Below are 18827 nucleotides of genomic sequence, written 5' to 3' on the forward strand. Positions count from 1 at the left end.
ATGTCTCCTCGTTCCTAAGATTCAACAGCAGCCTTCTGTTGTTCTGCTTGTGTCATATGCTCCCGATATTTGCCCGGCGTAACGCCCATGTATTTCTTGAACACCCGAATGAAACCCGCGGCGTTGGCATAGCCGACACGAAGCGCCACCTCATGAAGCATCAGTTGATCGCCGAGCAGCAGTTCACTGGCCCGCTCCACACGCAGGCGCATAATAAAGTCGGACACGTTGTGTCCCTGATGTTTCTTGAACAATCCCGACAGGTAGGGGGGAGTCAGCTTAAAGTAGTCTGCAATCGTATTCAGTCCTAACGAATTATTGGAATAATGGAGCTTGATGTACTCTATAATTTTGTCCACCAGGATAGCACCGGGATCTTGTTTATCCGCCAGCACCGCCTCGCAGATCGTTTGGTAAATGCCTTTGACCTGTTCATGCAACTCCATAAGCGAACCGCAATCTACAAGACTTCCGAGAGGATTGAACTGGTTCCCGAATACTTTCTCGAAACGTTCGGGCGAAGCATTCCAAATTTTCATTAACGTGCTCATCATATTAAAGGATAGAAACTTGCCCATCTGAAGCGATAGAGGCTTTGATTCGAAGTTCATATCATAAATGTGATCCAGCAGTTGAGAGACACTAATAAAATTCCCGGTCTTGACAGCGTTCATTATCTGCAGCTCAATCTCTAACGGATAATAATATTGCTGCTCATTGTAAGGGATTTCTCTAAAGTGAGTGATGCGGCGTCTCCCCTTGACAAGGCGGTAATCGAGAGCCAGCAGCGCTTCCGCATAACTGGCTCCAACATCTCCGGAATGAACTTCCCCGATGCCGATGCTGGTGCATATCCCGTATGTTTCTTCGATAAAGCTCTTTGATTGCTCAACGGCCGCCGTAATATCGGAGAGCGCTTGCAACTGTCGATTCGGATGTACGTTGACCAGGAGCGCCAGCCTGTTTCTGTCGAGCTCCACGTCATACACAAGATGATGTCGCGCAATGAGCTCCCGGTTTACATTGGTCACGACGAAACGAACAGCAGAACGCTGACGTTCTCCCTCGACATGCGAGAACTTGCCGGGATCATCCACCTCTATCAGGATGACTGTAAAGACATCTGATTTGAAATGTATACCCATACTTGCCAGCGAATCCTGATGGATCGCTTCCGCAGCTGTCAGCCCTTTAATAAATTGATGAAGAAAGTTGGATTGAATGGCAGGCCTTTGTTTAACAAGGATATCTTTTATCTGTTTCTCCGAATGCCAGGATTGCTGCAGCGTGTCTTCAATAAATCGATATTCGCCGGCAGCGGATCTCGGCTCCATACTCCGATTCGAAGAGATGGACAGGAGCAATCTCTTCAACGGGGAATAATAGTGTTTCGCGAACAGGAACGAACCTATCAGTCCAAACACAAGACAAAACAAGAGCAACGTCAATGCCCAGGATTGTACGGTGGTCACCCGTTGCATGAATACCGATTCGGGCGACAAAGAGATATAACGCCAGCCGGATTGCTCCGACTGGATCGCTGCGACCCGCATCGTGTCTTCCTGAATCTTAAAGGAGAGTTTCTTCTTGCTGTCAATCGTATCGAGCTTGCGCAATGTTTCGTCAACCAGCGATCCGGCAACTGTCGAGGTGATGATCTGGCCGCTATGATCAGTGATTAGAAAACTCGTTTGCTGCACATCATCGGGATCCTCCAACATCTCCTTGATACGTTGTTCCTTGATCAACAGGACCAACGCGCCGCTCGCCTCGCCGCTTTCGCCGACTGGGAGAGGGCGAATATACGTAATTAACTGCTCGGAGGCTAACGTTGGTTTCTGAATAACCGGCAGAGCGGGCATATAATAATGATCGGAGCCGCCCTTCTGCAAGTTGTTCAGCCAATCTTGTTCCGTTGCGGTTTCGTATTTGTAATAGTTGGCGTAGAATGTCGCCGAATCAGCTTTGGTGTACGGCGATACCACGGTATCCTGCTCGCGAAGGTAGATATAGTAATCCAGTATGAAATCGGTGGACGGTTTATAGAGGTTGAGCGTATCCAGCAATTGTTTGTATTCATAGACAGTAGGCGCCGCCTGATCATGCATACGCTTGACCATAAGCTGGACTCTTGGATGCAATGATAGTTGTGTGGCTAGCTGCTCGGCCTCGCGCAGCTTTCCGTCGACCATTAATTGAATCTGATGCAGCATCGCCTGATTGGAACGATCGGCATCTTCTCTGATCATCGACTGCATGCCGTGATACAACGCCGTCTCGGCCAGAATGGGAAACAACAGCACCAGAGTGAAGGACATAAACAAGGTCAAAAACAGCTTCTTTTTGATACGCATATATCGACCCCCAATACATGATCGCTCATACATTGTCGTGCTTAATTATAGACAACTTTGACTTTTAAAGCCAGAAGGCGCATCAATCCAATTGTTGATTCCAGATCACACTTCTTAACTATAGGGCATATTCATTAGGTCTGCTACAGTGGTATAATCCAACAAAAAGCGAGAAGTCGGTACAAGGAGAGCCTTTCAATGAATATCGAACGATTATGCAATGGCATTCAGCTTCCCTCCCAAGTTGTGCGGCAGGTGCTTGAATACGAGATGGATGCGACCCTCTATGAGAACGCCAAGCGGCATTTTGACAGCGACTATATGTCTTTTTTTGAAGAAGAGGAGAAATTTCCGGGTTTCAGGGCCCGCTTTCTCTATCTGTTCATCCGCTTCGCGGTTGACCTTTATGAAGAATATAAGAGAAGAGAGATCGACGATACCGTTTATTATGATACCTTCTCGGATCTACGCATTTGGTGCATGGAGTGCAAGAGGCAATTCGGAGAATATGGCTTGCAGGAATATCGATGGTTTAAGGAACACTTGCGTCTGAGACTCTTCCGACTGGGAAGGCTGCAATTTCACCCCTATGCGATGAAGTCAGATGTTGTTGTTGCAGGGAAGAGAATATACGAGAATCAGATCGTGTTGAATGTTCACATCCCCGCAGGCGAGCCGCTTGCCGCTGATAAGGTTGAAGCATCGTTCGAGCTTGCCCGTCGTTTCTTCCGGGGAATGGAACCCGTGTTTGTATGCCATAGCTGGATATTGGAGCCGAAGCTTCAAGATATTTTGAAGAGCGATTCCAACCTGTTGCAGTTTCAGCGCCAGTTCTCGATTTATAAGCATAATCCTGATTCGCGTCAAGCCGAGGAGCGTATATTTCAGGAGACGCTCTCCGATTATTCGGCATACCCGGAGTCGACTGAACTGCAACGGAACGCAAAACGTTACTTGCTCGCCGGTCACAGGCTGGGGGCGGCAAGCGGTATTAAATTGTAAGCCTGTCTCCACTAGAGGCAGGCTTTTTTTTCATTCCGTATGCTCCAAATTAATATTAGAGCACTCATCTTAAATATTCAACATTCCGACTCTGCGATTGTCGGAAGTATGATTGGAATACAAGGGTGCATATGTAAGAGGGGGATAAGCATGAGCAGGAAAACGAATTTTTTTTTAACGATGTTTTTGGCTTTTCTTCTAATGTTGATGTTTCCGACAGCGCTGACGACCGTGTTGTACCACAACATGAACGCGGTAATCAAAGAGGATGTGCAGAATTCGAGCAATGCGATGTTGAGGCAAATAAGTCTCATGATCGACAGTCGGCTGCATGAGGTCGAACAGTTGGCTATTCAAATTTCCTTCCATCCGAAAATCATTCACATGTTCTCGCGGAACGAGACGTCAGGAGCGCTCTCTGTATTCCAGTACAAGGAGATCATGGACACATTGTCCTTTCATTTCATAACGAATGGGTTCATTCAGGATCGGTATGTCTATTTCAATAAACAAGACACTGTCGTTACGCCGTACGTGAGAAGCGATGCCAGCGACTTCTATCAATTCTATTATAAGTATGAAGAGTTAAGCGAGGACGAATGGTTGAAGTTTCTAAGAAGCAGCAGCGATCAGGCCGAATTTCTGCCGGCGATGAATGTCGCAGGGAAATCGACGGGAGGAAACGGGCGGCTAATTACCTATCGACATTCGATTCCTATTGGAACCCAGAGACCGTCCGAAGGGGCGGTTGTTATTCTGATCGACGCCGAGCAGATTCGCATGATGTTGTCCAACTTGGAAAGCGCGAATAAAGCCAGAATCTTTATCGCCGATAAGGAGGGGCGGTTGCTGGTTCGCTCAGGAGCGAATGAACAAATCAATGAAGCCGAGCTGAATCTAGACAAGCTGGTCGAAGGCGAATTTACGGAATATTCGGATCATTCAGGCGGCGAGCGATTAATGGCGACGAAATACGTTTCGAAGGAGACGGGGTGGCAATATATATCGTTAGTTCCTCATTCCGTGATGATGGCCAAGGTCAATCGCGCCGAGATCTGGGCTTTAACGTTGCTGGGTATATGCATATTATTCGGATTGTTAGGGGCTTATCTACTAGCCAAGCGATTGTACAGTCCGATTCATAATTTGGTCTCTTCGATTCTGAAGCGGGACAGCGATGATCGCAACAAGATAAAGCCGGAGTTTTCCCTGATTGAAGAAACATTGTCCCAATCTTGGAGGTCTGAAGAAGCGCTCAAGGTTGTTGTGGATCAGCAAGTTCCGTTAATTCAATCCAACTTCCTGAATCGATTACTTAATGGAATTGTCGATACGGGAACCTTGAACGAGGAATCGCTTCGTTTCATGGGGTTCCGGTTCGATTCGGAGTGGTTCTCCGTCGTCATTATTAACGTAGATGATTTCCGACAGATCAAGCTGGCTAATGCCGAGCAGCAATGGGCTATGATTCGGTTCATTATATCCAACATCAGTCAGGAATTATTGGGCCGAAGAGGCGTGGCTCATGCCGTAGAGACGGAGCTCAGCAGACTTGTCCTGCTCGTTAATCTGCATGTGGAGGATGAGAGGGAAGGATTGGAATACATGGAGTCTGTTATTGATGAATTAAAGAATGTTATTGAGAGCAGATTCAACATTGTATTAAGTATCGGCATCAGCGGAATTCGGCAGCATTATAGGGAGATAGCCTCGTGTTATGGGGAAGCGTTGGAAGCGCTTGAATACCGTATCGTCAAAGGCAAGAGCAGTGTGACCTATTATCAGGAAATCGATCGGATGCGCGATCAAGCAAGGTATTATTATCCGATGGAGTTAGAGATGCAACTGGCGAATGCGATTCGTTCAGGGGACTTTGAACAAGCAGATCGATTAATGAAACATATCGAGCAGATGAATTTCCAATCCAAGCACATCTCTCTGGAGATGGGCAAGCTGCTTTACTTCGATATGATGAGCACGATGATCAAGATTTGGAATGATACTTCAGAGCGTGTACAGCATTTTCTAGTGGATGACTTCGATCCGCTGCGCAGGCTGACCGATTGTTCGACGCTTGTCGAGATGCAAGAGCAGATCCGGGTCATCTATCAGGAAATCTGCGACAGCGTAATAGCAGGTCAACGTGATCCAGGCGCCGTGCTGGTCGATCAAATCTCGGCATTCATCGATGAACATTACTCGGATAATTCCCTGAGCCTGAATATGATTGCCGAACGATTCAACTTAAGTCCGCAGTACCTGTCCAGCTTCTTCAAGAAACACAAGGGCATTAACCTGGCCGACTATATGGCACGGATTCGAGTGGAGCAAGCGAAGCGCTTGCTGCAGGATCCATCGCTCAGTCTGAACCGGATAGCCGAATTGGTCGGTTATGCCAAGGATGCTGGACTTATCCGCATCTTCAAGAAATATATGGGCGTCACTCCGGGGAAATATCGTGAATATATGAAGGATTAGGTTTGGGGCTTAAATGTAGAACATCCTCAAGTGAAATCCGACCTATGAATCGGAAGGATGGAGCATATTCAATTGACAGGCGATAAGGCATGATGATGTCGAGGGAAGAGCAGCACAATCGACTCCCTACAATATGCTGAAGGATGAAGGAGGACGAAACATGAAAGGGAAGGTCAGCATGAAATACAGCATGCGCACAGGGGTAGCACTTCTATTAACCGCAGCCCTTATAGGCTGCAGCAGTACAAACGGAGGGGGCTCGTCAACCGCATCGCCGAGTGCCAGCTCGTCGGCCAAGCCATCGGAGCCGGTTCAAACCGCAACTCCACCAGTAGAGAAGCTGGATAAACTGTCCTATTGGGTTTATCTGAACAGTCAAGCGGCGGCATCGATCAAAAACCTGGGCGAACATGAGGCTTACAAAAAGAAAGAAGAGCTGACCGGGGTGAAGGTGGAGTTTATTCATCCGCAGGCCGACGAGTCCTTCAGACTCATGATGGCCTCGAACGACTTGCCGGATGTTATAGAGACGGGCTGGATAGCGTTGACTGGCGGACCGGACAAGGTTATTGAGGATGGAAAAATTATTCGTTTGAACGAATATATTGAGGACTACGCTCCGAACTTGTCGAAGCTGCTGGCGGATAACCCGGAGATGCGCAAAAATATTAGCACAGACGACGGTACGATCTATGCCTTCCCGTTTTATCGGGGAGATCCGTACTTGCTGACGTTCATGGGCATTACGCTTCGTCAGGACTGGCTGAACAATCTGAAGCTGGAGATGCCGGAGACGCTGGATGAATGGCATACCGTATTGACGGCATTCAAGAACGACGATCCGAACCAGAACGGGAAACCGGATGAGATTCCGCTCTTCTACAAATGGAGTCAATTAGGCTTCCAGTCGGCTTATGGCATTACAAATGGGTTTATTCAGGAAGACGGAGTCGTGAAACACAGCTGGTACACGCCGCAATTCAAGGACTATATTACGTTGTTGAACAAGTGGTATTCCGAGGGACTTATCGATCAGGACTATCTGACAACCGACAACAAGCTGCGCGACGCCAAGCTGACAGGCGACCAGCTCGGAACCTTCGTCCAGTATACGGTAGGCAAGTACAATGCGCTGATGAAGGATTCGCATCCTACGTTCGAGATAAAAGCGGCTCCTTATCCTGTAGTTACCAAAGGAACACGGCCGATCATCGGTCATCAAGATCCTTATTACACAGGCAATGGCGCGGCGATTACGACATCCGCCAAGAATGTTCCTGCCATTGTGCAATGGCTTGACTTCAACTACGGTCCGGAAGGCAGCACGTTGTTCAACTTCGGGATTGAAGGCATGACCTATGAAATGGTTAACGGCGTACCAACGTTTAACGAAGCCGTATTGACCGATGCGCAACTTATGGGTAGAGCAACCTTGTCCGGCGCTTACGGTCCATTCGTCCAGGACAAGCGCATTATGGAGCAAAAATCGGCGTCCAATATCAATGGCTTGCATTCTTTGGAAACTTGGATGAAGCCGGAGAACAAGAAGCATATGCCGAGACTGACGCTTACTCCGGATGAAAGCAGCGAATATGCATCCATTATGAATGACATTAATACATTCGTGAACGAAAAGGTTGACAAGTTCATTATGGGCATAGAACCGTTGGACAAATTCGATGCATTTGTCGCCACGATGAAGGATATGGGAATAGAACGTGCGATCGCGATTCAACAAGCAGCATATGACCGTTATCTGAAACGTTAATATCACTTCGAATTGGAGACAGACTATGCAACTATCCAAACGGAACAATCTCGAAACTTCAGGAGGGGCGGGCGGCGTTGCCGCCCAACCTCCTTACTGGAGACAACTGTTACGCGATTTGCGGCGCAACAAATATATATACCTTATGGCGCTGCCCGTCGTTGCCTATTATATTATCTTTCAATATTTGCCTATATACGGTATACAAATTGCGTTTCGCGACTATAGTCCAAGCGCTGGTTTTCTTAATAGTCCCTTCGTAGGTCTGAAGCATTTCCTGAATTTTTTTGACAGCTATTACTTCTGGAGATTGATTAAAAATACGGTCATGATCAATTTCTACGAATTGATATTCGGCTTCCCGATGCCGATTCTATTCGCCTTGCTGCTGAATGAAATTCGCAGATCCTGGTTCAAACGGACGGTTCAGACGATTTCGTATTTGCCGCATTTTATCTCGGTTGTCATTATTGCCGGCATGATTACCGACTTTGTTGCGCGAGACGGCCTAATCAATCAATTTATTATGCTGCTCGGCGGAGACGCGATTCCGTTCTTGCAGAAGGCGGAATGGTTCCGAACGATTTATGTCGGCTCCGGCATCTGGCAGGGACTGGGCTGGTCGACGATTATATATCTTGCAGCGATCTCGAATATCGACCCTACGTTATATGAAGCCGCGACGGTAGATGGCGCAGGGCGCTTCCGACAAGCGCTTCATATTACGATCCCAGGCATCGTGCCGATCGTGATTATTATGCTGATCTTACAGATGGGTTACATGATGAGCGTGGGACATGAGAAGATCATCCTGTTATACAACCCGATCACCTACGAGACGGCAGACGTCATCTCGACTTATGTATTCCGCAAGGGAATACTGGAGGCCAACTACAGTTTCAGCACAGCGGTATCTTTGTTCAACTCCGTTATCAACTTTGCGCTGTTGATCCTGGCGAACAATATCAGCAGGCGAGTATCCGAGACAAGTCTGTGGTGAAGAGGAGATTTCAATGAGAAAAAAGCGCAGCGCGGGAGAACTATCCTTCGATGTATTGAATACGGCAATCATGCTGGCGCTGATCGCCACTACCTTGTATCCGTTCGCATATGTATTGTTCGCTTCGCTCAGCGATGCGGTGGAACTGATGCGGCATCGCGGAATCATGTGGATGCCGCAAGGATTTTCGCTTGAAGCTTATAAGACTGTGTTATCGAACGATAGCATTATCAGCGGATACCAAAATACGATTTTTTATGTTGTTGTAGGCTCGGCGTTTAACCTGCTCATGACAAGCTTGGGGGCGTACGTCCTGTCGAGACGCAATGTCATGCTTAAGAAGCCGATTATGATCATGATTGTAATTACAATGTTTTTCGGAGGCGGACTCATACCCACCTATCTGTTAATTAATGATCTGGGTCTTTACAACACTCGAGCGGCGTTGATTATTCCCGGAGCGATCAGTACCTGGAACCTGATCGTCATGCGGACATCTTTCCAAGGCGTACCTTATAGTCTGGAGGAATCGGCTCGTATCGACGGGGCGAACGACTTCACGATTTTGTTCCGCGTCATTATTCCGCTCTCGTTGCCGGTATTGGCCGTAATGACGTTATTTTACGCGGTGGGCCATTGGAATTCATACTTCGGCGCTTTAATTTATTTGACCGATGCAAGCAAATTCCCGCTGCAGCTTGTGCTCCGGGAAGTGTTGCTGACGACCAATATGGAAGAATGGCTGACCGGCGTACCTTCTGATTCCAGACATCAGGTGGCGCAAACGATAAAATACGCGACGATCATGGTGGCGACGGTGCCGATATTGATCCTCTATCCATTCCTTCAGAAGTATTTTGTTAAAGGCGTAATGATTGGATCATTGAAGGAGTAGAAGCGATGTTGAAATCAATAAATCATTGGGCTTTCCCCAAAGATATGCAGATGGAGTCCGTCTTCGAGCATGCTCGTCTTGCCGGGTATGACGCGATTGAATTGAATCTCGGTCCTGAAGGCGCGATTGGCCCGCATCTGGCTTCGACGTCGGCAGATCTGGCAACGATAAGGCGGCTGGCGGATGCCAGCGGAATCCGATTGCGCAGTCTCTCCTGCGGCCTCATGTGGGATCATTCGTTGTCGGCTCCGCAGCCTGAAGCTCGCCGAAGAGGACAAGATATTGTCTTGAAGCAGTTGGAGACAGCGCATGCGCTGGAGATGGATACGATTCTCACCGTAGCCGGTTATTGTACGGATGATGCTTCATCGTACGAGCTGCTGGAACAGCGGAGCGTGGAGACGTTCGGTTATTTGTTGCCGCATGCGGAGCGACTTGGCGTTGCGATTGCTGTAGAGAATGTATGGAGCAAATTTTTATTGTCGCCCACCGAGATGGCTGCATTCATTGATGGATTCGGTTCGAATGCCATTGGGGTTTACTTTGATATCGGCAATGTCATGCTGTATGGCCATCCAGAGCAGTGGATTCGGATACTTGGTTCGCGTATACGGAAGGTTCATGCGAAGGACTTCAGGAGAGCCGTCGGTACGGGGCAAGGTTTCGTGCCGCTGCTTGCCGGAGATGTGAAGTGGCCGCTTGTGATGAAAGCGCTGAGCGATATTGGATATACGGATACGATCACCGCAGAGGTTGGAGCCTATTCCGCTTATCCGCTGCAAGCGGTGTACGATACGGCGCGCCATCTGGATGTGCTATTTCACGGAGAGCCGCGCTGATAAAGGATTGGACATAAGTATGGCGCAGGGGGAGAAGAACATGGGAGTGCGTGTAGCATTTGTGGGTGTCGGCGGGATTGCGGAGACGCATCTGAAGGCGCTGAGCGACAATGAGCATGCCGAAGTCGTGGCAGCTTGCGATGTCGTCCTGGAACGTGCGGAGAGAGCAGGCGAGACGTATGGGCTGAAGGCTTACAGCGATGTTGATCTTATGCTTGAGCGGGAGAAGCCGGATGCGTTGTTCATCTGCGTGCCTCCGTTCGCGCATGCCGACCTTGAGGAGAAAGCCGCTGGCAGGGGCATCCACTTACTGGTGGAGAAACCGCTGGGACTGGATAGAGATGCCATTCGCTCCAAAGCGGAGACGATTCGTCAAGCCGGCATATTGGCCGCAACGGGTTATTGCTTGCGTTACCAGGATGTTGCGCAGCAAGCCAGACAATATCTGAGCAATAAGGAGATCGGAATGGTCCGCGCCCATTACTTGAGCGGGTTCGTGGAGACGCCCTGGTGGCGGGACATATCGAAGTCGGGCGGCCAATTAGTTGAACAAGCGACCCATACGGTGGATATGACTCGCTATTTGGCCGGAGACGTGAAGTCCGTATACGCCCGCATGAAATTCGGATTGCTCGAGCATAAGCCCGGGACATCGATTCCATCGGTAGCTACGGTTTGTCTGGACTTTGAATCTGGAGCGGTGGGTCATATCGACACCTCGTGCATTCAGTCGGATTGGAGCAGCGCGATCGAAGTATTGGGACGGGATTTCAAGCTGACTTTAGCGGGCCGCAAGCTGACGATTCTGGAAGGCGAGGAGACGACCACTTATGGGAGCGTGTCCGGGAGCGCCCACAAAACGCAGGACGACGCCTTCATCGAGGCCATTCGCACCGGCGACCGCAGCTTGATCCTCTCTACGTATGACGATGCGCTAAAAACCGTAGATGTCACGTTAGCCGCGAATGAATCGGCGCTTAGCGGTCAGCCGATTGTCTTGTAGTGATGGATTCTTTGATACGGGGGAACGGACGATGAGAATCGCGTTCCCCCGTATCTTGTCTTGCACCGAACAAACAGAGAGGAAGGAAATAGATGAAGCTGGGAGTCACCTCATACAGCATGGCCAGACTATTGCGAGCGAATCAAATGGATATTTTCCAAGTAATGAATTGGATTGCTGGTCAAGGCGGCGTACATGTTGAGATTGCGCCGGGGGATTACATCGATATGGAGGAACCGAAGCTTCCGGAACGTATTCGCGACCACGCGGCGCAATTAGGGCTGGTTGTGTCCAATTATGCTGTCGGCGGCAATTTCATCGAAGGCGATAAGGAGAATCTGGAGCGCGAGATCGAGCAGGCATTCCGCCAGGTGGACATCGCTTTTCGGTTGGGCGTATCGCGTATGCGTCACGACGCTGCCTGGAGAGCTCGGGAGGAGACGACTCCCGCACAATTCGAAGCGGATATCGACCGAATTGCGGAAGCATGCAGGCGCATTGCCGATTATGCAGCACCGTTAGGAATAACGACCAGTATTGAGAATCACGGCTTCCATGTACAGTCGAGCGAACGTGTGCTGCGGCTTATTCATGAGGTGGACCGTCCCAACTTTCGACTGACCATGGATATCGGAAATTTTATGTGCGCGGACGAAAATTCGGTTGCGGCTGTTAGACGCGCAGTTCCTTATGCTTCGATGATTCATCTGAAAGACTTTTATTGGCGCCCTTCCCATCGCGATCAGGGTCAAGGCTGGTTCAAGACTCGTACCGGCGATTATCTCAGGGGCGCTATTCTCGGGAATGGGGATATCGACATGCGTGAAGTTCTGCGCATTATTAAGCAATCGGGTTATGACGGCTTCCTTTCTGTTGAGTTTGAAGGGGCCGAAGATTGTTTGAATGGGACTTCGATTGGATTGGAGAACGCTCGAAAGATGTGGAATGCGGTTTAGGAGAGTGTACAACAACTCGCTTCTGAAGCGATTGGAGGGAGGGGAGCGCAATGTTATCCCGGAAAGTGAATATCGGCATTATCGGCGCAGGCAATATAGCTAACGAGCATATTAAAGGTTTCTTGCAATTTCCGGAGCAATGCGAGATTACAGCGATTACAGATACGAAGCTGTTCGTTGCGCAGGAGAGGGCAAGGCAGCATGGGATCAAACATGCGATATCGACGACAGAAGAGCTCATCGCTCGCGACGATGTGGACGCAATCATAATCTGCGTTCCGAATCAATTCCACGCGCCGCTTGCGATTCAAGCCATGGAGGCGGGCAAACATATCGTAATGGAGAAGCCGATGGGCATTAATGGCGAAGCGGCGCGCCAAATCTTGAAAGCAAGCGAAGCGTATGATCGCATCGTGATGATCGGTCATCAGAGGCGGTGGGAGTCTATTGCCATGCAGATCAAAGAGCAGATCGACCGCGGTGAACTAGGCCGTATTTATTCAGCCAAGACAGGGCTGTTCAGGCGCAAAGGGATTCCGGGCTGGGGAACGTGGTTTACCCGCAGCGAGCTATCCGGAGGCGGGCCGCTAATCGATATCGGCGTACATATGCTGGATCTCGCCTTATACCTGATGGGGAATCCGAAGCCGGTATCCGTGTACGGAGCGGCATATGCGGAATTCGGACCGAGGCGCAAAGGCATTGGCGACTGGGGAATTCCGAACTGGAATGGCATATACGATGTGGAAGACTTCGCAACCGCATTGATCCGGATGGAAGACGGGAGCACGCTTTCCCTTGAAGTGAGTTGGGCGGTTCATATGGATACCGACAACACGCCGTTTATCCATCTGATGGGGACCGAAGGCGGAGCAAGCTACAGGCAGGATTATGGCAAGCTTCTTACGGAAAAGTTTGATCAGCCGAGCGAGTTGTTGCTGCGTGTGCCCGAGGGCGATGAAGGAGAGCGAATCCGGTTCTGCCGTCATTTCCTGGAATGTATCGCAGAAGGCAAGCAGCCGCTGACATCGGCTCGAACAGGCTGGACGAATAATGTCATTATGGATGCGATCTACGAATCCTCGCGCAGCGGCAACGAAGTGAAGCTGAAGTGGGACTAACGCATAAGAAGGATCGGGGATCAAGCACCTTAAGTAACCGCTTGGCTCAAGGCAAGATGCATATGCTATTCTTAATATTTTAAATCCAGATACCCAATCGTAAATACCGGTCATTTCAAGGGGAGAGGCTGTTCAAGTACACTAGCGAAGTAAGCGGTTACATAAGGGGGGATGGAAGCCAGGCAGCAGGTGCGTCATTAGCTTGTCCAAGGTTCACAAATTTGAGGGGAGTGTTCAATTAATGCGGTTGAAGAGCAAGAGGGTTAACAGATTGGTTAACATGTCGCTTTGCATGCTGTTAGCGCTAATGACTGTCATGATAGGAGGCAAGCCGGATTCGTCCTTCGCCGAGTCCAACAATGCGCTGTATTCCGAGGAACTGCAACTGCCGGATATTCCGGGCACGGAATGGATTATCCCTGCGCCTGTCAATGAATGCGCCAACCCCGATCCCGCCTGGATATTCTGCGATGACTTCGAAGAGGATCGCAGCAATCAGTATTTTGAGGGCAAGTCCTATGTCAGCAACAATCGTACAGCCGGAGAGGGGTGGGGAGGGTCGACCGCTGTCAAAGGCGCCTTCAAACAAGGTGCTACTGGAGCGGGAGGCATGAAGGTTGCATTCGGCAAAACACCGGATCCCTATATATCGCCTGTTTCACGCGACGGGGAAATCATTCGTGAAATTTATTATCGCATGTATTTGAAGCATGACGAGAATTGGATTGGCGGCGGAGGCGACAAACTGTCTCGTGTCACTTCGCTGACATCCAATTGGGCACAGCCTTTCATCGGCCATGTATGGAGCGGCAATAGCACGCCGAATAATCCGGACAAGGATTATCTGCTGCTCGATCCCGCTTCGGGGACGGATGAAGCAGGCAATCTGATCACCACGAAATACAATGACTTTAACAATCTTCGGTGGCTGGGCATCAAGAAGGGCCTTACCCCTATCTTCAGTTCTGATTACGTTGGCAAGTGGTACAGCATTGAAGTTCATATTAAGCTGAATGATGCCGGACAAGCCAATGGCGTTTTTGAATACTGGATCAATAATACGCTTCAAGCCAGCAAGACGGATATGAATTGGATGGGCAATTATGATGCCTACGGCATTAATGCCGTCCTGTTCGAGCACTATTGGAACAGCGGATCTTTGCAGGATCAAAATCGTTACTTTGACAATATCGTCATTAGCACCGAGAAGATCGACAAGGATCTTGACGTGAACCCCGCGAGCGTGTCAGGCGGCAATGCGCAGCTGGGATGGCATGCGCCTAATGGCTTGGGAGAAGGCGCTGAACTCATTGTATCAACAGATGGCACTTTCGACTTCGGCGACCTGGGTCCGACGATGCTTTATCGTCAAACGTTGGCAGATGAAACCGCGGGTACGCCGTTATCAACTGCCGTTCCAGTGGGAAGGGGGACGGTCAATCCGGATAATGGCGTTACGCCTCAAGTTGCCGCTGTGAATGAGTTGCCTTATGGCAAGGGAATCGAAATTGGATCGCCGGCGAAAAGAATCTATGTAACAGACTCCGAGAGACATACCGAGTTTTATGAGCATTATTATATTTATTGGCCGGCAGAACATCAGGACAATGCGTATGATGAGCTGATGTCGACAACCGATGGCTGGCAAGTTAAAGGAATATGGCACTACCTTGACGGAAATGGGTATTCCAGACCGGAAAAAGCAGATGTTTTTACAGGTTCGCCGCTTTGGAATAATTCGACAAAGACTTTTACAAACTTCTATAAGATTGCTTCTAACGATAGCCCTATCTTGTCATTGGACAAATCATCAACAGGCATGAGAGACCCTAATGATGCACAACGTTGGCGTTCAACTCCGATGTTGAAGCAGTTCTGGGTCAAGAGCGGGCCTATTCCAGGCAACGCAACCGACTCCGACGGCTTGTACCGAATGACGGATACGAGTGAAGGTATGATAGAGTCCAAACGATATGCGGGAACAGGTCTCTGGAGTCCGCACACCGCGGTTGAAATTGGCTTTGACCGTTTTTCAGTACCTGGATATGTACGAGGCTTCAGTTTCGAAGGCAACTACTATATGTACTACGCTGATATTTATCAAGCCGTTGGTCCTGGAGCAGCAGCCCGGATCGAAATTACGGATAATGCCAATTACGATGCGTCGAAAAAGATCACGATTCTGGATATCGATAATTGGTCCAGCAATGAAGTAAGCGCATCGATCCGCAAGGGCATCTTCTATGATGAGTCTCTGGCAGGCAAGCATATTCATCTGCATGATGCAGAGAACAACCATACGTATATCGGGCAGCTGAATGAGAATATTCCGGCAGCAATGGCGCCTGGGGTTCCAACGAATGTGATGGCCGAAGCGGGCGACGGGCAGGCAACGATTACATTCACGGCGCCAGTGGATGACGGGGGAGACGCGATTACGGGATATATCGTGACCGCCACTCCTGGCGAGACGATCATGACAGGCACGGATAGCCCGATCGTCTTTACCGGCTTGAACAACGGCACATCCTACACCTTTACGGTGAAAGCGGTTAATAACGCGGGAAGCGGCTTTCCTTCCTCCGCATCCAATGCAGTAACGCCAAACGGAGCGATAGTTGGGTTGGTTACGCCGGTATTTACCGAGGTTGAGGATGCGAATTTCAAGCTAGGCGTACTCATTGAAGGCGAGGACTTCACCTTGCAGGAAGGCGGGACCGTAACGATTGCCGACCGGGGGCAGTCGCATACAACGGGAAATCCGCTTGGGAACATGTTTTTGAATTGGGATAAAACCGGTCATTTGCTGGGTTGGGAGTTTAACGTCCCGGAATCCGGCGTCTATCGGATCGGGATGAAATACTCCTCCTCTTCGCCCACCTCGGTCAGGGATCTTCAGGTGGATGGAGGGACGACGTATCGATTCCACTACCCAAGGACGCTCGGGGGATGGAGCGACTATGACCAGGCATTGCTGCAGGACGCCGAGGGCAACGATCTTCTGTTCGAGCTTGCGGCAGGCACTCATACCATTCAAATGATGAATATAACTTCCGGCCTTAATCTGGATTACATCGTCCTGCACAAGATGGGCGATGATCCAACCGAACCGTTGACCAGCGGGACGGCAAGCCTAACCGGAAGCCAAGCAACCGTACAAGCGGGCAGCGATCTGGCGTTGACCGTTGGCGTCTCGGAGCTTGAGGGCAGCTTTACGGGGCTTGATGTCATCGTCGATTATGATCCCGACGTGCTGTCGTTCGACACGATTACGGATGGCACATCGACTTCGCTGGCGGGATCGGCGATTGAGGTGCTGCAGCCGAAGTATGCGATTGCAAGCGCCGTCCAGACAACTCAAGGCAAACTGCGAGTGATCATGTTCACGCAGGATGACCAGGATGCGATCCAGGCTGCAAGCCCGTTATTCAAGCTGCATGCTAAAGTGAAGGAAGATGCGGCGCCGGGAGAAACAATCGTCACGCTGGAGCAGTTCGAAGCGTCGTTATTCGACGCAGCGATAGAGATAGACACAAGCTCGGCCAGCTACTCGTTCGCTGTGCGACTGGCAGACAACGGCGCGCTGGAAACAGCGATTGCCAATGCGAGACTTCTTCACTCGCAAGCGACGGAAGGCACGCTTCCGGGACAATACGCTGCAGGCTCCAAGACGATACTGGAGGGTGCAATCCTCTCTGCGGCCGAGGTGAGCGAGGACGTGCTGGCGACGCAAGCGGAAGTGGATGCGGCGCTGCAAGCTCTGAATGCCGCGATCACTGCGTTTCATCAGTCTGTCATCCCTGGCGTAATCGTAGACAAGACAGTCTTGGCCGGGAAGTTGGCTTCCGCTCAGAATCGGTACAATAAAGCGGAAGAAGGCAACAAGGTCGGACTGTATGAATCAGGCTCACGACAAGCGTTGAATGACGCGATTGTCGCAGCAAACGGTGTGTACACGCTTGGAAGCGCGACTCAGGCTCAAGTCAATCAAGCCGTCACGACGCTGGATGAGGCAGTGTCTATCTTCGCCGGCAAGATCGTAACCCTAGTGCCTGGCGCTACATCGGTTTCAATCAGGGACTTGACCATCGCCGCGCGTTATTACGGCACAACCTCTACGGATGCGGGCTGGCAGGATATTGAGAAAGCGGATGTGCTTGATCGTGGCGAAATTACGATTCAAACGCTTGCCGCGCTTGCCCAGTTGATTCTGGATGAGTGGCTGGTTGAGTAGATGGATTGGACTTGAATGGTAACTTGCTTGGGAGGAAGATGGAACATCTTCCTCCCTTTCTCTGCTGACGGATAGGAAAGGGGAGATTCTTCATGGGATTAATCAAACGGTTTATTGTCATCTATACAGTTGTACTTGTATGCTGCGCTTCAGCGTCTGAAGCGCTTAAGGCGAAAGCTGCTGATCTTCCAGTCGCGGTCGAGTTTAGCCTTGAGGCTGTTCACTCCGAATCGGAGGATGAAATCATAGTCAGCGTCTTCGCGCAGGATGTTGCGGATGTGTATGCCTATGAAATTGGAATGGGTTATGACCGGCGCAAGCTGGAGTTGGTTGACACGATCAGCGGTTTTCCCGGCATCTCCGCAGGACCTATTCATAGCAACGACCGGATGCGCTTTGCTCATACCCAGATTGGCAAGACGTCAGGCCAATCAGGCGATTTGAAGCTTGTTGCGTTTGTGTTCAAGAAGCTCCACAAAGGCTCTTCCACGATCCGGCTCCATACGGTCAGCCTGGTCGCATCGGATTTGACAACTACGGAATACAAGCTGCGCCACTCGGTGCAGGCCGAAGATACGACCGCCAATATACAATTAACCGATATTCGCGGTCACTGGGCAGAGCAGTCGATTGTTCGAGGCGTCGGCCTTGGAATTGTCGAGGGGTATGCCGACGATACATTCCGCCCGCAAAGGGCAGTAACGCGGGGCGAATTCGTGACGATGCTGTCTCGCGCCTTGCGGCTTGATCTGCCTGTAGCTCCAGAACGTCCATATGCGGATGACGGCTTGTTCCCCTCATGGGCGAGTCCCCATATCTACGCAGCAGCCGAACGTGGATACATTGTTGCCTATGAGGATGATACCTTCCGCGCTGATCGGTTGATTACCCGTATGGAAATGACTGCGATCATTGCGCGGGCTTTCGATGGGATGTCGGAAGCAGGCGCTGTATCTTATATCGATGCCGATGATATTCCCGCATGGGGATACGAAGCGGCAGCCAAAGCGACGGCCGCGGGTCTTGTGCAAGGCAAGCCCGGTCAACGATTCGCTCCGAATGAGCATGCGACCCGGGCCGAGGTCGTGGTCGTCATCCTTCATTTGTTGGACGCAATTGGACAAGTCAAGTCGGAATAACCCGCAGAATCGGTCGACAGTCATCATTGGCGGGTCGA

General features: G+C 50.2%; 12 protein-coding genes. 11 read left to right on the forward strand and 1 reads right to left on the reverse strand.

The window, feature by feature from the left end:
* Window positions 1–14: 14 nt before the first annotated feature.
* A complete protein-coding gene (locus KJW29_RS35230; RefSeq protein WP_214628163.1) occupies window positions 15–2354 on the reverse strand; it encodes a helix-turn-helix domain-containing protein in 2340 nt (779 codons plus the stop codon).
* A 198-nt stretch (window positions 2355–2552) separates the two neighbouring features.
* Here KJW29_RS35230 and KJW29_RS35235 point away from each other — a divergent pair, with 198 nt between their 5' ends.
* The 11 genes from KJW29_RS35235 to KJW29_RS35285 all read left to right on the forward strand — a co-directional run bounded on the left by KJW29_RS35235 (window position 2553) and on the right by KJW29_RS35285 (window position 18789).
* Window positions 2553–3356, forward strand: coding sequence for an acyltransferase domain-containing protein (locus KJW29_RS35235; RefSeq protein WP_214628164.1), 804 nt, complete (start codon window positions 2553–2555; stop codon window positions 3354–3356).
* A gap of 150 nt (window positions 3357–3506) precedes the next feature.
* Complete coding sequence (locus KJW29_RS35240; protein WP_214628165.1) at window positions 3507–5834, forward strand: helix-turn-helix domain-containing protein; 2328 nt, start codon at window positions 3507–3509, stop codon at window positions 5832–5834.
* A gap of 160 nt (window positions 5835–5994) precedes the next feature.
* A complete protein-coding gene (locus KJW29_RS35245) occupies window positions 5995–7602 on the forward strand; it encodes an extracellular solute-binding protein (RefSeq protein WP_246608506.1) in 1608 nt (535 codons plus the stop codon).
* A gap of 25 nt (window positions 7603–7627) precedes the next feature.
* Window positions 7628–8602 (forward strand): ABC transporter permease, encoded by a 975-nt coding sequence (locus KJW29_RS35250; RefSeq protein WP_214628166.1) that lies wholly within the window; start codon window positions 7628–7630, stop codon window positions 8600–8602.
* 13 nt (window positions 8603–8615) lie between these two features.
* Window positions 8616–9497 (forward strand): carbohydrate ABC transporter permease, encoded by an 882-nt coding sequence (locus tag KJW29_RS35255; RefSeq protein WP_214628167.1) that lies wholly within the window; start codon window positions 8616–8618, stop codon window positions 9495–9497.
* Between the two features lie 5 nt (window positions 9498–9502).
* Window positions 9503–10336, forward strand: coding sequence for a sugar phosphate isomerase/epimerase family protein (locus tag KJW29_RS35260; protein WP_214628168.1), 834 nt, complete (start codon window positions 9503–9505; stop codon window positions 10334–10336).
* A gap of 40 nt (window positions 10337–10376) precedes the next feature.
* Complete coding sequence (locus KJW29_RS35265) at window positions 10377–11339, forward strand: Gfo/Idh/MocA family protein (protein WP_214628169.1); 963 nt, start codon at window positions 10377–10379, stop codon at window positions 11337–11339.
* A gap of 92 nt (window positions 11340–11431) precedes the next feature.
* Complete coding sequence (locus tag KJW29_RS35270; RefSeq protein ID WP_214628170.1) at window positions 11432–12295, forward strand: sugar phosphate isomerase/epimerase family protein; 864 nt, start codon at window positions 11432–11434, stop codon at window positions 12293–12295.
* A 50-nt stretch (window positions 12296–12345) separates the two neighbouring features.
* Complete coding sequence (locus KJW29_RS35275) at window positions 12346–13416, forward strand: Gfo/Idh/MocA family protein (protein WP_214628171.1); 1071 nt, start codon at window positions 12346–12348, stop codon at window positions 13414–13416.
* Between the two features lie 241 nt (window positions 13417–13657).
* A complete protein-coding gene (locus KJW29_RS35280; RefSeq protein WP_214628172.1) occupies window positions 13658–17650 on the forward strand; it encodes a fibronectin type III domain-containing protein in 3993 nt (1330 codons plus the stop codon).
* A 92-nt stretch (window positions 17651–17742) separates the two neighbouring features.
* Window positions 17743–18789 carry an S-layer homology domain-containing protein gene (locus KJW29_RS35285; protein ID WP_214628173.1) on the forward strand — a complete coding sequence of 349 codons (1047 nt, stop codon included), beginning with the start codon at window positions 17743–17745 and terminating at the stop codon, window positions 18787–18789.
* Window positions 18790–18827 lie beyond the last annotated feature (38 nt).

It is taken from the genome of Paenibacillus agaridevorans (assembly GCF_018604145.1).
In the GTDB taxonomy this organism is placed as follows: domain Bacteria; phylum Bacillota; class Bacilli; order Paenibacillales; family Paenibacillaceae; genus Pristimantibacillus; species Pristimantibacillus agaridevorans.

What these genes read in the sequence shown, in the direction of transcription:
- KJW29_RS35230 (WP_214628163.1), bottom strand. Translation starts at nt 2,354, where the DNA reads ATGCGTATCAAAAAGAAGCTGTTTTTGACCTTGTTTATGTCCTTCACT.
- KJW29_RS35235 (WP_214628164.1), top strand. Translation starts at nt 2,553, where the DNA reads ATGAATATCGAACGATTATGCAATGGCATTCAGCTTCCCTCCCAAGTT.
- KJW29_RS35240 (WP_214628165.1), top strand. Translation starts at nt 3,507, where the DNA reads ATGAGCAGGAAAACGAATTTTTTTTTAACGATGTTTTTGGCTTTTCTT.
- KJW29_RS35245 (WP_246608506.1), top strand. Translation starts at nt 5,995, where the DNA reads ATGAAAGGGAAGGTCAGCATGAAATACAGCATGCGCACAGGGGTAGCA.
- KJW29_RS35250 (WP_214628166.1), top strand. Translation starts at nt 7,628, where the DNA reads ATGCAACTATCCAAACGGAACAATCTCGAAACTTCAGGAGGGGCGGGC.
- KJW29_RS35255 (WP_214628167.1), top strand. Translation starts at nt 8,616, where the DNA reads ATGAGAAAAAAGCGCAGCGCGGGAGAACTATCCTTCGATGTATTGAAT.
- KJW29_RS35260 (WP_214628168.1), top strand. Translation starts at nt 9,503, where the DNA reads ATGTTGAAATCAATAAATCATTGGGCTTTCCCCAAAGATATGCAGATG.
- KJW29_RS35265 (WP_214628169.1), top strand. Translation starts at nt 10,377, where the DNA reads ATGGGAGTGCGTGTAGCATTTGTGGGTGTCGGCGGGATTGCGGAGACG.
- KJW29_RS35270 (WP_214628170.1), top strand. Translation starts at nt 11,432, where the DNA reads ATGAAGCTGGGAGTCACCTCATACAGCATGGCCAGACTATTGCGAGCG.
- KJW29_RS35275 (WP_214628171.1), top strand. Translation starts at nt 12,346, where the DNA reads ATGTTATCCCGGAAAGTGAATATCGGCATTATCGGCGCAGGCAATATA.
- KJW29_RS35280 (WP_214628172.1), top strand. Translation starts at nt 13,658, where the DNA reads ATGCGGTTGAAGAGCAAGAGGGTTAACAGATTGGTTAACATGTCGCTT.
- KJW29_RS35285 (WP_214628173.1), top strand. Translation starts at nt 17,743, where the DNA reads ATGGGATTAATCAAACGGTTTATTGTCATCTATACAGTTGTACTTGTA.